This is a genomic window from Streptomyces sp. Z423-1, from assembly GCF_013009255.1.
GTDB lineage: Bacteria > Actinomycetota > Actinomycetes > Streptomycetales > Streptomycetaceae > Streptomyces > Streptomyces gossypiisoli.
Genome location: NZ_CP053109.1, coordinates 1,652,174 through 1,664,305, shown reverse-complemented (window position 1 = coordinate 1,664,305; position 12,132 = coordinate 1,652,174). Strand labels below are relative to the sequence as shown.

Here is a 12,132-nt window from a genome sequence, read left to right as displayed (position 1 = left end):
CCATGCTGCCCCCGGCCTTCCGCCTTGCCCAGTCCGGGGGCGGTGGGGGCCGCCGGGGCCGTGCACATCGCACGGACAAGCAGGAACATGGTCCTGTAAAGGATGGCGACCCATGGACTCTGCGCGACACGGTTCCGAAACGCCGCCGCCCGCCGGAGCGCGCGATCTCTTCGACGCGTCCACCGACGCGGCGGCGGTGGTCTCCGCCACCGGCGTGGTGATCGGCTGGACCCGCGCGGCCGAGGAACTCCTCGGGCACCCGGCCGCGGAGGTCGTCGGCGGCTCCGCCGGACGTCTGCTGGCGATGCCTGGGGATCCGGTACGCACGGCCGGCATCGCCGACCGGTGCCGCGCCGGAATGGGCTGGAGCGGTCACATCCCGCTACGGCACCGCGACGGCCACCGGATCGACGTCGACCTGCGGGTCTCCGCCTGCTTCCGGATCGGCTCGCAGGAGTGCTTCCTGGTCTCGGCACGGGAGCAGCGCCAGCAGTGGGCGGTGGACCGGTCGGTCCTCGACGGCTTCCTGACCCGCTCGCCGGTCGGCATGGCGGTGATGGACCTGGACCTGCGCTACGTGTGGCTGAACGACACCCTGGAACGCTTCGGCGGCGTGCCCCGCGAGCAGCGGCTGGGCCGCCGGCTGAGCGAGCTGCTGCCCGGGCTGCAGGCGGAGAACATCGAAGGCCTGATGCGCAAGGTGCTGGCGACCGGAGTCCCCGTCACCGACTACGAGTACGTCGGCTGGAGCTGGGCCGACCCGCACCGCCAGCACGCCTACTCCACGTCGTTCTTCCCGCTGGTGGACGCCACCGACACCACCATCGGGGTCTGCTACATGGTCCTGGACGTCACCGAGCGGTGGAACGCCCGTCAGTTGCTGTCGCTGGTCAACGACGCCGGGACCAGCGTCGGCCGGACACTCGACGTGATGCGCACGGCGCAGGAACTCGCCGACTTCGCCGTCCCCCGCTTCGCGGACTTCGTCGTCGTCGATCTCCTGGAGCCGGTCCTCAGCACCGAGGGACACGGGGCGTGGCTGACCGACGCGGGACCGGCGTCCGCCAAGCCGGTCATGCGCCGCGCCGGGATGAGCTCGGTGCGCGAGGGCTGCCCGGAGGCCGTGGCGCAGGTCGGGGACAGGGTGGACTTCGTCCCGCCCCCGTACGACGTGAGTCTGATCATCAACGGCGATCCGGTCCTCATCCCGGTCCTCGACCCGTCCGACGAGTGGTGGATGGCCGAAGAGCCCGCGCGGGCCAGGAGCATCCGCGAGTTCGGACTGCACACCCTCATCGCCGTGCCGATGCGGGCGCGGAACACCGCCCTGGGCCTCACCACGTTCATGCGGTCGCTCAACCCCGCCCCCTTCCAGCCCGACGACGTCCTGCTGGCCCGGGAGCTGGTGGCCCGGGCGGCGCTGTGCGTGGACAACGCCCGCCGCTACACCCGGGAGCACACGGCGGCGGTCACCCTGCAGCGCAACCTGCTGCCGCAGGCCCTGACCGGCGGTACGGCGCTGGAGGTGGCCTCCTACTATCTGCCGGCCGACCCGAGAGGCGGGGTCGGCGGCGACTGGTTCGACGTCATCCCGCTGTCCGGCGCCCGGGTGGGCCTCGTCGTCGGCGACGTCGTCGGCCACGGCATCACCGCGGCGGCGGCGATGGGCCGGTTGCGCACGGCGGTGCAGACCCTGGCCGACATGGAGCTGCCGCCCGCCGACCTGCTGGCGCATCTCGACGACCTGGTGCTGCGGCTGAGCGAGGAGACGACCGACGAGAGCACCACTGCCTTTCTCGGCGCGACCTGTCTGTACGCCGTCTACGACCCGGTCAGCCGGCGGTGCACGATGGCCCGCGCCGGACATCCACCGCCGGTCGTCGTCGCCCCCGACGGGCAGGTCTCCTTCCCGGAACCGCCGGCCGGGCCGCCGCTCGGGCTGGGCGGGGTGGCGTTCGAGTCCACCGAGATCGAACTCGCCGAGAACAGCCTCTTCGGTCTCTACACCGACGGCCTCATCCTGGGAGCCGACCACGACATGGAACGCGGCATGACCCGCCTCGGCGAGGCCCTGTCCCAGGGGCACGGAGTCGGTGACGGTGCGGTGCGGGCTGGCGGGGGCGAGGGCGGTGACGGTGCGGCGCACGCTGGACCGGAAGAGGGCGGCGACCGTGCGGCGCAGGCTGAAGGGGGCCGGGGCTGCGACGCGGGAGCGAGTGCCGGGGGGACCGGACGTGCGGGGCAGAGCGGGCGGGGCCTGGGTTCCGGCCGTGCGGCGGAGGCTGGGCGGGGTCGGGATTCCGGGCTTGCGGGGCAGGCTGGGCGGGGTCAGGACTCCGGGCTTGCGGGGCAGAGCGAGCAGGGCCTGGGTTCCGGCCGTGCGGCGGAGGCCGGGCGGGGTCAGGACTCCGGCCTCACGGCGTCCTCCGGTCAGGGCCCGGCCCCCGGCGTCACGGCGCCCACTGGTCGGGGGGGTCAGGACTCCGGCCTCACGGCGCCCACTGGTCGGGGCCCGGCCCCCGGCCTCACGGCGCCCACTGGTCGGGGCCCGGCCCCCGGCGCCACGGCGCACCCGCCGCAGGGCCCGGCCCCCGGCCTCGCGTCCCTGTGCGCGGCCGCGGTGCAGCGGCTTGTGCCTGTGCCCCAACCCGACGACATCGCCCTGCTCCTGACGCGCACGCACGCCCTGGGCGCCGACCACGTCGTCTCCTGGGACGTACCCGTGGACCCCGCCGCCGTCGCCGACGTCCGGGCACGGGCCACCCGCCAGGTCGAGGCCTGGGGCTTCGAGGAGCTGGCCATGACCACGGAGCTGATCGTGAGCGAACTGGTCACCAACGCGATCCGCTACGCCGCACCGCCCATCCACCTGCGCCTGCTCCGTGACTCCCGGCTGACCTGCGAGGTCGCCGACGCCAGCAGCACCGCGCCGCGTCTGAGGCATGCCCGCAGCACGGACGAGGGCGGCCGCGGCCTGTTCCTGGTGGCCCAGCTCGCCCACCGCTGGGGCGCCCGCTACACCTCCGGCGGGAAGATCATCTGGGCGGAACAGGAGATCCCGTGAGGCCCTCGCCCAGGGTCACCCGGCCAGTTCCTTGGTGATGCGGTCGAGCATGAACGCCGAGGACTCGCGTGCCCGTTCCTCCCAGGCGAAGACGCAGGCGGTGGCCACGCCGTCGAAGCCCAGTTCGCGCAGGGTGCCGAAGAAGGCGTCCCAGTCGACCTCACCCTGGCCGATGTCCAGGTGCTGGTGGATACGGGCCGCCGTGCCGGGCGGGTTGAGGATGTAGCGCAGGCCGGACGACCCCTTGTGGTTGAAGGAGTCCGCGATGTGCACATGCTGGAGCTTGTCACCGGCGTACCGCATCATCGCGGCGATATCGGCCCCCACCTCCGAAGCACCCGACAGATGGAAGGTGTGCGGGGCGCAGTAGAGGTAGTTCACCCAGGGTTTGTTGATGGCGCGGACCAGGTCGACCGCGGGGGTGTTCTCCTCGCAGAAGTCGTCCGGGTGGGCCTCCAGGTTCAGAGCGATGCCTTCCCGCTCGAACACCGGCAGCAGTTCCTCCATCGAGCGCCAGAACGCCGCCTCGCTCTCGGCGGCCCGCTCGGGACGCCCGTTGAACTCGGAGTTCATCAGCGGGCATTCCAGTTCCGAGGTGATCTCGATCATCCGCTTCCAGTAGCGGACCGCGGCCTGCCGCTCCGTCTCGTCGGGCGAGGACCACTTGTACAGCGGCAGTACGGAGGACAGCCGCACGCCGTGCGTGCGCAGCGACCGCTTGAACGCGGCGACCCGTTCGTCGTCCGCGCGCGGATGCAGGAAGAACGGCATGAAGTCGTCGCGCGGCGACAACTCGATGTACTCGTAGCCGAGTTCGGCCACCGTGCGCACCATGTCGTCGAGCGGCAGGGCGCGGAACATGTACGGGTCGAGGGCGATCTTCATGCGGTTCCTCCGTAGAACGCCGGGCGGGGCTTCATGTCGACGGTGCCGACCTGGCCGCCGGTCTCCAGGGAACGGACGGCGGCGTCGGTGATGACGGTGGCGGCATAGCCGTCCCACGCGGAGGGCCCGGTGGGCTCGGCGCCGGCCGCGACGGCGTTGATCCACTCGCGGAACTCGGTGTCGAAGGCGTCCGCGAACCGCCCCTTCCAGTCCTGCAGGACGGCGGTGCCGTGCCGGCCGGCGCTGCGGACCCCCACGGCGGCCGGGTCGGGCAGCCGGACCAGGCCCTCCTCGCCGACGGTCTCGCACTGGATGTCGTAGCCGTACTGGCAGTTGACGAAGACCTCCAGGTCGATACGGACGCCCGCCGCCGTCTCGAAGTACATCAGCTGGGGATCCTTGAGGTGCGCGAACCGCTTGCCGGTGGCGCGCGGCGTGATCACCTGGGCGGTGACGATCTCGTCGTCCAGCAGCCAGCGCAGTACGTCGATCTCGTGCACGGCGGTGTCCTGCGCGGCCATGACGGAGGTGTACGACTCCGGCACCGTCGGGTTGCGGTGCGCGCAGTGCACGATCAGCGGGGTGCCGATGGCGCCGGCGGCGATGACCTCCTTCATCTGGCGGTAACCGGGGTCGAAGCGGCGCATGAAGCCGACCTGGACGAGGCGGCGGCCGTGGGCGCGCTCGGCGTCGACGATGCGCAGACAGTCCTCGGCGGTGGTGGCGAGGGGTTTCTCGCAGAAGACGGGCTTGCCGGCGGCGATCGCGTTCAGGACGTGCTCGGCGTGCGTGGGCCCCCAGGAGGTGACGAGGACGGCGTCCACGTCGGGGGAGCCGATCAGGTCGGCGCCGGTGGGCAGCGCGGTGGCGCCGATGCGGGCGGCCACCTCGGCGGCGCGCGCCGCGTCGATGTCGGTCACGGCGGTGACGGCGGCCCCGGTGACGACCTCGGTGAGGCGCCGTATGTGGTCCTGGCCGATCATTCCGGCGCCGATGACACCTACACGTACGGTCATGGTCGTTGCCTCCATGGCATGGGATTCAGGAGTAGCGCGCCCGGAGTTCGGCTTCGAGGGTTTCGAGAGTGCGGCCCTTGGTCTCCGGGACGTAGAGCTTCACGAAGGTGAGGGACAGGACGCCCGCGGCCACGAACAGGAAGAAGGTGCCCGCGATGCCGATCCCGGAGACCAGGGACGGAAAGACCAGCCCGATCACGAAGTTGGTCAGCCACAGCACCACGGCCGCGACTCCCATCCCGAAGCCGCGTATCCGCATCGGGAAGATCTCCGAGAGCATCAGCCACGTCACCGGCGAGATCGCGCCCTGCTGGAAGGCGAGGAAGGTGACGGTCATGGCGAGCACGGCGTAGGCCCGGATCTCGGTCCAGGTTCGGGCGTCGCGTCCCGGTGAGGCCGCAGCCGGCCAGGTGCTCACGGGTGCGTACGGAGATCGGGAGCGGTACGTCCGGGGCGCACGGGTACAGGTCCTGCTCGACGATGACGAACAACTCGGCGTCGAGCCCCGCGAGTTCCGCCACCACGTCGGCCGGGTCGGGCACGCCTGCCGGGGGCGAGACGCACACACCGCGCTGGACGGCCTCGCCGAAGGACAGGTCCTCGGCGGCGACCTGGGCGAGCACGGCCGGGTCCATCTGCTTGATGTGCACATAGCCGACGCGCTCACCGAAGCGTCGGATCAGGTCGAGGTTGTCCCCGCCGCCGTACGCGACATGCCCGGTGTCCAGGCAGAGATTCGTGTACCGGCTGTCGGACTCGTTCAGCAGCCGCTCGATCTCCGGCTGGGTCTGGATGTGGCTGTCGGCGTGCGGATGGACGACGAGGCGTACGTCGTACTCGTCGAGGAGCAGCCTGCCCAGCCGGTCGGCGGCCCGGCCGAGACCGGCCCACTGCTCGGCGGTCAGCTCGGGCGGCTCGGTGAACGCGCCGGTCTTCTCGTCGCGGTACATGGGCGGGATCAGGACCAGGTGGTGGGCGCCCGCCGCGGCCGTCGGCGTGGCGACCTGGCGGACGTGGGCGAGCATCTCGTCCCATGCCTCGGGACGGTGCAGCGCGCCGAAGGCAGGCACCCGGTGCTCGTCCTCGGGGAACCACACGCCCCAGGAGTCCGGGGCGGAGCCCAGGCAGAGGTTGCCCGCTGTGGTGCGGAGGGGGGAAGGCGCCGTTGCCATGCAGTGTCCTTCGGGGAGAGGGAGGAGGGGGAGTTTCGAGTTCCTGCGGTTCTCCTTGCAAAGCTTGCTGTCGCGCTCTACTAGCGCGCTCTAGTGCGAGTACGATGACCCCTGTTCAAATGTCATGTCAATACCTTGGGGGTGGGTTCACAGGTGGATGCAACGGGCAGGCAGCGGCCCACGATGGCCGATGTCGCCGACCGGGCGGGCGTGTCACGGGCGCTGGTCTCGATCGTGTTCCGCAACCAGCCGGGCGCGAGCCAGGAGACCCGCGAGCGGGTGCTGCGCGTGGCCGAGGAGATCGGCTACCGCCCCGACAGCGCGGCCCGGCTCCTCGCCCGCGGCCGCAGCCGCACACTCGGCGTGATGTTCACCGTGCACCAGACCTTCCACACCGACCTGATCGAGGGCATCTACCCCGAGGCCGAACGCCTCGGCTACGACGTGCTGCTCTCCGCGGCGGCCGAGGGGCGCAGCGAGGCCAAGGCGGTCGAGGCGCTGCTCGGGCACCGCTGCGAGGCGCTGATCCTGCTCGGCCCGGAAGCGGACCCCGCCTACCTCGACGCACTCGGGCAGCGCGCCGTCACCGTGTCGGTCAGCCGCCGGGTGCCGCGCGCCGCCCGGGTGGACTTCGTGCACAGCGCCGAGAGCAAGGGGGTGCGGCAGGCCATGGACTACCTGGTCGAACTCGGGCACCGCAGGATCGTGCACATCGACGGCGGCCGGGGGCCCGGCTCGGCCGAGCGGCGGCGCTCCTACCGGGCCGCGATGCGCCGGCACGGACTGGAGCCGGAGAGCCGGGTGATCCCCGGCGAGCACACCGAGCAGTCCGGCATCGAGAGCGGCCGTCTGCTCCTGGCGGAGCGCGACCGGGGTCTGCCCCTGCCGACGGCGGTCCTCGCGGGCAACGACCGGTGCGCGATGGGCGTGCTGATGGCCCTGGTGCGGGCCGGCGTCGAGGTCCCGCGGGACATGTCCGTCGTCGGCTACGACGACAGCCACGTCTCCCACATGATGCCGATCGGACTGACCACCGTCCGCCAGGACGCGGTGCTGATGGCCGAGCACGCGGTGCGGTTCGCCGTGGAACGGCTTGAGGACCCGGAACTGCGGCCGCGGGAGGCGGTACTGGACCCCAAGCTGGTGGTACGGGGCACCACTGGCCCGCCGCCTGAGGAGGCGGCGGGCTGAACCTGCTCAGCGGGTGCCGTTGGCGGCGAACTTCGCGACGGAGTCGACGTTCTCCTTGGTGACGAAGGCCGGTCCGGTGAGCACCGGGGCGGTGCCGCCGCCGCTGACGTTGCCGTTGGTCCGGTACAGCCACAGCCCGTCGACGGCGAGGTAGCCCTGCAAATACGGCTGCTGGTCGACCGCGAACTCCACGGACCCGTCCTGGACGGCCTGCACCAGGTCCTTGTTGAGGTCGAAGGTCGCCACCTTGGCCTTGCTCCCCGAGTCCTTCACCGACTGCACCGCCGTGAGCGCGAAGGGGGCGCCGAGGGTGACCACCTGGTCGATGGAGGAGTCCCGCTGGAGCTTGGCGGTGAGCGTGGACTTCACGGTCGGCATGTCGGTGCCGTTGACGTAGAGGGTCTCGGTCTTGCCCTTGAACCCCTTCTTCAGGCCGGCGCACCGGGCCTCCAGCGCGACCTGCCCCTGCTCCTGGATCACACACAGGGCGTGCTTGGCGCCCATCTGGTTGAGACGCTCACCGAACGCCACGCCCGCGATGTTCTCGTCCTGGCCGAAGTACTCCAGCATGCCCAGCTGCTTCCAGTCGTCCAGGCCGGAGTTGAAGCCGACGACCGGGATACCGGCCGCCGTGGCCTTGGCCACCACCGCCTTCATGGCGTCCGGCTTGGCCGCGGTGAGCGCGATGCCGTCGACCTTCTGGTCGATCGCGTTCTGCACGAGGTTGGCCTGGTTCCCGGCGTTGGGGTCGCTGGAGTAGACGAGCTTGATGTTGTCCTTCGCGGCGGCCGCCGTGGCGCCCTTGCGGATCAGGTCCCAGAAGGTGTCGCCGGGAGCGGCGTGCGTGATCATCGCCACCGTCATACGGGGCGTGTCCGCCTTGCCCACGCCGGCGTCCGCCGCGGCTTCCTCGGACTTCTTGCCGCCGGAGCCGCTGGAACAGCCGGCGGCGAACAGGGCGCCCGCCAGGAGCGTGGCGGTCAGGGCGGCGGCTCGGTGGTTTCTGTGCATGTCCCGTGCACCTCGTGAGGAGTAGATCGAAGGAGGGAGTGAGGGGGGGAGGAGGGGATGGCAGCTCCGTGCGGGGTGGGGAGAATCGTCGGCCGAACGATGCCTCGCGCGGTGCCTCGCAGGTGCTAGAGCGCTTTATTAGCGCGCTCTAGTAGCACGTAACTATGGGGCCGCCTTCAGGGGATGTCAATGCGTTTGTCAGGACGTTTGAACAAGGTGTCCGTGCGTGGCAGGGCCGGAACGTGTGCGGGGTTGTCGGTCGGCGTTATCCTGGCTGCGGCCGTGCGATCGTTGTGCACGGCGCGGCGGTGGGGCCCGCCGTACCCGAACCGCGGCACTGGTGCCGCCAACGGTCCCTACTTGCGACGATGCGCCCGCGTGCCCGGCGCCCCGGCGAGTAGGAGACATACGTTCATGACAACCCCGTACTCCCGGACGGTGGAGGAGCCCACGGATCCCGACACAGAGGTACGCGTGCCCACCCGGCGGTGGCAGTCCTGGCGGGCGCAGGCACCGATTGTGGCGGTGGTGGCGCTCGGCGGCGGGATCGGGGCCGCCGCCCGGTACGGGGCCTCTCTGATCTGGCCCGTGGCGGCCGGGGGGTTCCCCTGGACCACTCTGTTGGTCAACGCGGTCGGCTGCGCGGTGATCGGCGTCTTCATGGTGGTGATCACCGATGTATGGGCGGCGCACCGCCTGGTGCGGCCGTTCTTCGGCACCGGCGTCCTGGGCGGCTTCACGACGTTCTCCACCTATGCCGTGGACATTCAGAGGCTGGTGGACGCGGGTGAGGCGCGAACGGGGCTGGCGTATCTGGCCGCGACGGTCCTGGCGGCGCTCGCGGCGGTGTGGCTCGCGGTGGCGGCGACGCGCCGCTTTCTGACATGGAGGCAGCGATGATGAGGCTGACGGGCACGGCCCTGCGGCTGACGGTCTTCATCGGGGAGAACGACGTCTGGCACCACAAGCCCCTCTACACGGAGATCGTGCACCGTGCACACCGGGCCGGACTGGCGGGCGCCAGCGTGTTCCGGGGCATCGAGGGATTCGGCGCCTCGTCGCTGATCCACACCTCACGGCTGTTGTCGCTGGGCGAGGACCTGCCGGTGGCGATCGTGATCGTGGACACCGAGGAGCGGGTGCGGGCCTTCCTGCCGGAGCTGGACGTGCTGGTGGGGGAGGGGCTGGTGATCCTCGACCACTGCGAGGTCATCCGGTACGTCGGCAGGGGGCAGGACGCGTGAACTGGCTGCTCGTGGTCGTCGGCGGGATGGTCGGCGCGCCGCTGCGGTATCTGACCGACCTGGCGGTGCAGAGACGGCACGACACGGTGTTCCCGTGGGGCACCTTCACCGCGAACGTCGTCGGCTGCCTGGTGCTCGGCCTGGTGTCCGGCGCGGTACTGGCGGGGGCCGCCTCCTCGCAGGTGCAGTTGCTGATCGGTACCGGCTTGTGCGGGACGCTGACGACGTATTCGACGTTCTCGTACGAGACGCTGCGGCTGGCCGAGGACGGGGCGAGGTTCTACGCCGCCGCGAATGTGGTCGCGAGCGTGGTGGCGGGGCTGGGCGCGGCGCTCGTCGGGGTGACCGTCGCCGAGGCGTTGTGGGCCTGAGAACGCGGGCGACGATCCAAGGGGTTCACGCCATGGGGGCGCGCCCAGTGCCGCGGGAAGATCCGAGCGCGACCCGTCAGCGACATCGGCGGGCATTGAGCCGGGCGGCCTGGCGTGTCAGGTGGTCGCGCTCGGCGAGGTTGGGCGCCTTGTGGGCCGCCTCGGCGTACAGCCGTGCCGCCGTCGCCAGGTCGCCGTCGCGCTCGTGAAGGTACGCCGCCACCGCGGCGTGGCGGGGCAGCGAGGTGTCCAGCGCCGCGAGCGCAGCCAGACCGGCGCGCGGTCCGTCCGCCTCGCCGACGGCCACTGCGCGGTTGAGCCGCACGACGGGGTTGTCGGTGAGGTGCCCGAGTTCGTCGTACCACTCGACGATCTGCACCCAGTCGGTCTCCTCGGCGGTGGGCGCGTCGGCGTGGAGTGCCGCGATGGCGGCCTGGGCCTGGAACTCACCCAGCCGGTCGCGGGCGAGGGCGGCCTGCAGGATCGCGACGCCTTCGGTGATCAGCCGCGTGTCCCACCGGCTGCGGTCCTGCTCGGCGAGCGGCACCAGACTGCCGTCGGACGCGGTCCGGGCGGCACGCCGGGCGTGGTGGAGCAGCATGAGGGCGAGCAGTCCGGACACCTCGGGATGGTCGATCGCGGCCGCGAGCTGCCGGGTGAGCCGGATGGCCTCGGCGGCGAGGTCGACGTCACCGGAGTAGCCCTCGTTGAAGACCAGGTAGAGGACGCGCAGCACGGTGGCGACGTCGCCGGGCCGGTCGAACCGCACGCCGGAGACGGTGCGCTTGGCCCGGCTGATGCGCTGCGCCATGGTCGGCTCGGGCACCAAATAGGCCTGGGCGATCTGGCGGGTGGTCAGCCCGCCGACGGCGCGCAGCGTGAGCGCCACCGCGGACGACGGCGTCAGCGACGGGTGGGCGCACAGGAAGTAGAGCTGGAGCGTGTCGTCCACCGCGGGCGCGGGCCCGGGCGCCGGTTCCTCGTCGACGAGGTCCTCACGCCGGCGGCGGGCGGCGTCCGCCCGGGTCGCGTCGAGGAACTTGCGCCAGGCCACGGTGACCAGCCAGGCCTTCGCGTCCCGCGGCGGGTCGGCCGGCCAGACGCGCAGTGCCTCGATCAGCGCGTCCTGAACGGCGTCCTCGGCCGCCGCGAAGTCGGCTCCGCGGCGGACGAGGACGGCGAGCACGCTCGGCGTGAGGCTCCTCAGCAGGGCCTCGTTCATCAATGGCACTCGGTGACGGTGGGCGACGCGGACAGGAACGGGCGCACCTCCAGCCACTCGTGGATCGGCTTGCCGCCCGCCCCGGGGGCCGCCGACAGCTCCCCGGCCAGCTCGACGGCGCGCTCGTAGCTGTCGACGTCGATCACCATCCAGCCGGCGATGAGGTCCTTGGTCTCCGCGAACGGGCCGTCGGTGACCGGCGGGCGCCCCTCACCGTCGTACCGGACCCATGTGCCCTCGGGGGCGAGCGCCTGCCCGTCGACGAACTCGCCGCTCTTCTCCAGCCGGGCCGCGAAGTCGTTCATGTACTGCACGTGAGCCGAGATCTCCTCCGGCGTCCACTGGTCCATCGGCACGTCGTTGACCGAAGCCGGGGCGCCGCGGTAGTGCTTCAGCAGCAGGTACTTGGCCATCGTGGTTCTCCTCGGTGCTGGTGCGACCCATTGTGGTCGCGTTCACCCCGGGGACGGAGCCGGACGCGGGTTCTCGACATCGCCGTCCGATTTTTTTTGGCCTCACTGCCACACGCCCGGCTTCCAACGGCGTGGCGGCGCTCCCTCTTCGGCTTCGGTGGTGTGGCAGTCGGTGCACAGGCCGGTGAGTTCGACGGTGTGCTCCACCGCGGCGAACCCGGTGTCGGCGGCGATCCGGTCCGCCCACCGTTCGACGACCTCGGAGTCCACCGGTCTGCTGGTGCCGCAACAGCGGCAGATCAGGTAGTGGCGGTGGCCGTCGGCGGGCCGCCGACGGTAGAGCCGTCCGCCCGCCTCGTCGCGTACGACGTCCACACCGCCCTCCGCCTCCAGGTCCCGCAGGGCGCGGTAGACGGTGGTCAGGCCGATCTTGTGGTCGCCGGCGACCAGCAGGCCGTGCAACTCCTGGGCCGACACGAAGTCCTGGCAGCCCCCGAGCGCGCTCAGGACCGCCTTGCGCTGCCGGGTCGTCCGGCCACCCAC

General features: G+C 71.5%; 11 protein-coding genes and 2 pseudogenes. 5 read left to right on the top strand and 8 right to left on the bottom strand.

The annotated features are described in order from the left end of the window. Window positions 1-112: 112 nt before the first annotated feature. Window positions 113-3,064 (top strand): SpoIIE family protein phosphatase, encoded by a 2,952-nt coding sequence (locus HJD23_RS07820; protein ID WP_240980659.1) that lies wholly within the window; start codon window positions 113-115, stop codon window positions 3,062-3,064. Window positions 3,065-3,079: 15 nt separating this feature from the next. On the opposite strand, the gene HJD23_RS07810 is transcribed toward HJD23_RS07820, so the two are convergent. The 4 genes and pseudogenes from HJD23_RS07810 to HJD23_RS07795 form a co-directional block, all read right to left on the bottom strand. Further along, window positions 3,080-3,949: a sugar phosphate isomerase/epimerase gene (locus HJD23_RS07810; RefSeq protein WP_171110318.1), complete on the bottom strand. Its 870-nt coding sequence runs from the start codon at window positions 3,947-3,949 to the stop codon at window positions 3,080-3,082. Then, entirely contained in the window at window positions 3,946-4,965 is a 1,020-nt protein-coding gene (locus HJD23_RS07805; RefSeq protein WP_171110317.1) for a Gfo/Idh/MocA family oxidoreductase, read from the bottom strand. Before HJD23_RS07805 ends, HJD23_RS07810 begins: the two co-directional genes overlap by 4 nt. Window positions 4,966-4,990: 25 nt before the next feature. Next, window positions 4,991-5,323: pseudogene (locus tag HJD23_RS07800) on the bottom strand (MFS transporter); the annotation flags it as partial. 4 nt (window positions 5,324-5,327) lie between these two features. Next, window positions 5,328-6,137 (bottom strand): annotated as a pseudogene (locus HJD23_RS07795) (TIM barrel protein); the annotation flags it as partial. A gap of 183 nt (window positions 6,138-6,320) precedes the next feature. On the opposite strand from HJD23_RS07795, the gene HJD23_RS07790 reads away from it, so the two are divergent. Then, window positions 6,321-7,328 carry a LacI family DNA-binding transcriptional regulator gene (locus HJD23_RS07790; RefSeq protein ID WP_171110316.1) on the top strand — a complete coding sequence of 336 codons (1,008 nt, stop codon included), beginning with the start codon at window positions 6,321-6,323 and terminating at the stop codon, window positions 7,326-7,328. Between the two features lie 6 nt (window positions 7,329-7,334). Here the strand turns inward: HJD23_RS07790 and HJD23_RS07785 are convergent, their stop codons facing one another. After that, window positions 7,335-8,339 carry a substrate-binding domain-containing protein gene (locus HJD23_RS07785; protein ID WP_171110315.1) on the bottom strand — a complete coding sequence of 335 codons (1,005 nt, stop codon included), beginning with the start codon at window positions 8,337-8,339 and terminating at the stop codon, window positions 7,335-7,337. Between the two features lie 414 nt (window positions 8,340-8,753). On the opposite strand from HJD23_RS07785, the gene crcB (HJD23_RS07780) reads away from it, so the two are divergent. Genes crcB (HJD23_RS07780) through crcB (HJD23_RS07770) form a run of 3 tightly spaced genes read left to right on the top strand, consistent with a single transcriptional unit; the run spans window position 8,754 to window position 9,954 of the window. Further along, window positions 8,754-9,239: a fluoride efflux transporter CrcB gene (gene crcB, locus HJD23_RS07780; RefSeq protein WP_171110314.1), complete on the top strand. Its 486-nt coding sequence runs from the start codon at window positions 8,754-8,756 to the stop codon at window positions 9,237-9,239. Then, the gene (locus HJD23_RS07775) at window positions 9,236-9,583 is read left to right on the top strand and encodes a DUF190 domain-containing protein (RefSeq protein ID WP_171110313.1); all 348 of its coding nucleotides are present in this window, start codon (window positions 9,236-9,238) and stop codon (window positions 9,581-9,583) included. Before crcB (HJD23_RS07780) ends, HJD23_RS07775 begins: the two co-directional genes overlap by 4 nt. Then, window positions 9,580-9,954 (top strand): fluoride efflux transporter CrcB, encoded by a 375-nt coding sequence (gene crcB, locus HJD23_RS07770; protein WP_171110312.1) that lies wholly within the window; start codon window positions 9,580-9,582, stop codon window positions 9,952-9,954. Before HJD23_RS07775 ends, crcB (HJD23_RS07770) begins: the two co-directional genes overlap by 4 nt. Before the next feature lie 76 nt (window positions 9,955-10,030). Here crcB (HJD23_RS07770) and HJD23_RS07765 read toward each other — a convergent pair whose 3' ends face one another. The 3 genes from HJD23_RS07765 to HJD23_RS07755 all read right to left on the bottom strand — a co-directional run bounded on the left by HJD23_RS07765 (window position 10,031) and on the right by HJD23_RS07755 (window position 12,132). After that, window positions 10,031-11,176, bottom strand: a complete 1,146-nt coding sequence (locus tag HJD23_RS07765; protein ID WP_171134142.1) for a DUF6596 domain-containing protein — start codon at window positions 11,174-11,176, stop codon at window positions 10,031-10,033. Next, the gene (locus HJD23_RS07760; RefSeq protein WP_171110311.1) at window positions 11,176-11,589 is read right to left on the bottom strand and encodes a YciI family protein; all 414 of its coding nucleotides are present in this window, start codon (window positions 11,587-11,589) and stop codon (window positions 11,176-11,178) included. Before HJD23_RS07760 ends, HJD23_RS07765 begins: the two co-directional genes overlap by 1 nt. 102 nt (window positions 11,590-11,691) lie before the next feature. Further along, window positions 11,692-12,132 (bottom strand): transcriptional repressor, encoded by a 441-nt coding sequence (locus tag HJD23_RS07755; RefSeq protein WP_171110310.1) that lies wholly within the window; start codon window positions 12,130-12,132, stop codon window positions 11,692-11,694.

Excerpts from the sequence above, each read along its gene's own strand:
- HJD23_RS07810 (WP_171110318.1), bottom strand. The coding sequence starts at position 3,949 with ATGAAGATCGCCCTCGACCCGTACATGTTCCGCGCCCTGCCGCTCGAC.
- HJD23_RS07775 (WP_171110313.1), top strand. The coding sequence starts at position 9,236 with ATGATGAGGCTGACGGGCACGGCCCTGCGGCTGACGGTCTTCATCGGG.
- HJD23_RS07805 (WP_171110317.1), bottom strand. The coding sequence starts at position 4,965 with ATGACCGTACGTGTAGGTGTCATCGGCGCCGGAATGATCGGCCAGGAC.
- HJD23_RS07820 (WP_240980659.1), top strand. The coding sequence starts at position 113 with ATGGACTCTGCGCGACACGGTTCCGAAACGCCGCCGCCCGCCGGAGCG.
- HJD23_RS07785 (WP_171110315.1), bottom strand. The coding sequence starts at position 8,339 with ATGCACAGAAACCACCGAGCCGCCGCCCTGACCGCCACGCTCCTGGCG.
- crcB (WP_171110314.1), top strand. The coding sequence starts at position 8,754 with ATGACAACCCCGTACTCCCGGACGGTGGAGGAGCCCACGGATCCCGAC.
- HJD23_RS07790 (WP_171110316.1), top strand. The coding sequence starts at position 6,321 with ATGGCCGATGTCGCCGACCGGGCGGGCGTGTCACGGGCGCTGGTCTCG.
- HJD23_RS07760 (WP_171110311.1), bottom strand. The coding sequence starts at position 11,589 with ATGGCCAAGTACCTGCTGCTGAAGCACTACCGCGGCGCCCCGGCTTCG.
- HJD23_RS07765 (WP_171134142.1), bottom strand. The coding sequence starts at position 11,176 with ATGAACGAGGCCCTGCTGAGGAGCCTCACGCCGAGCGTGCTCGCCGTC.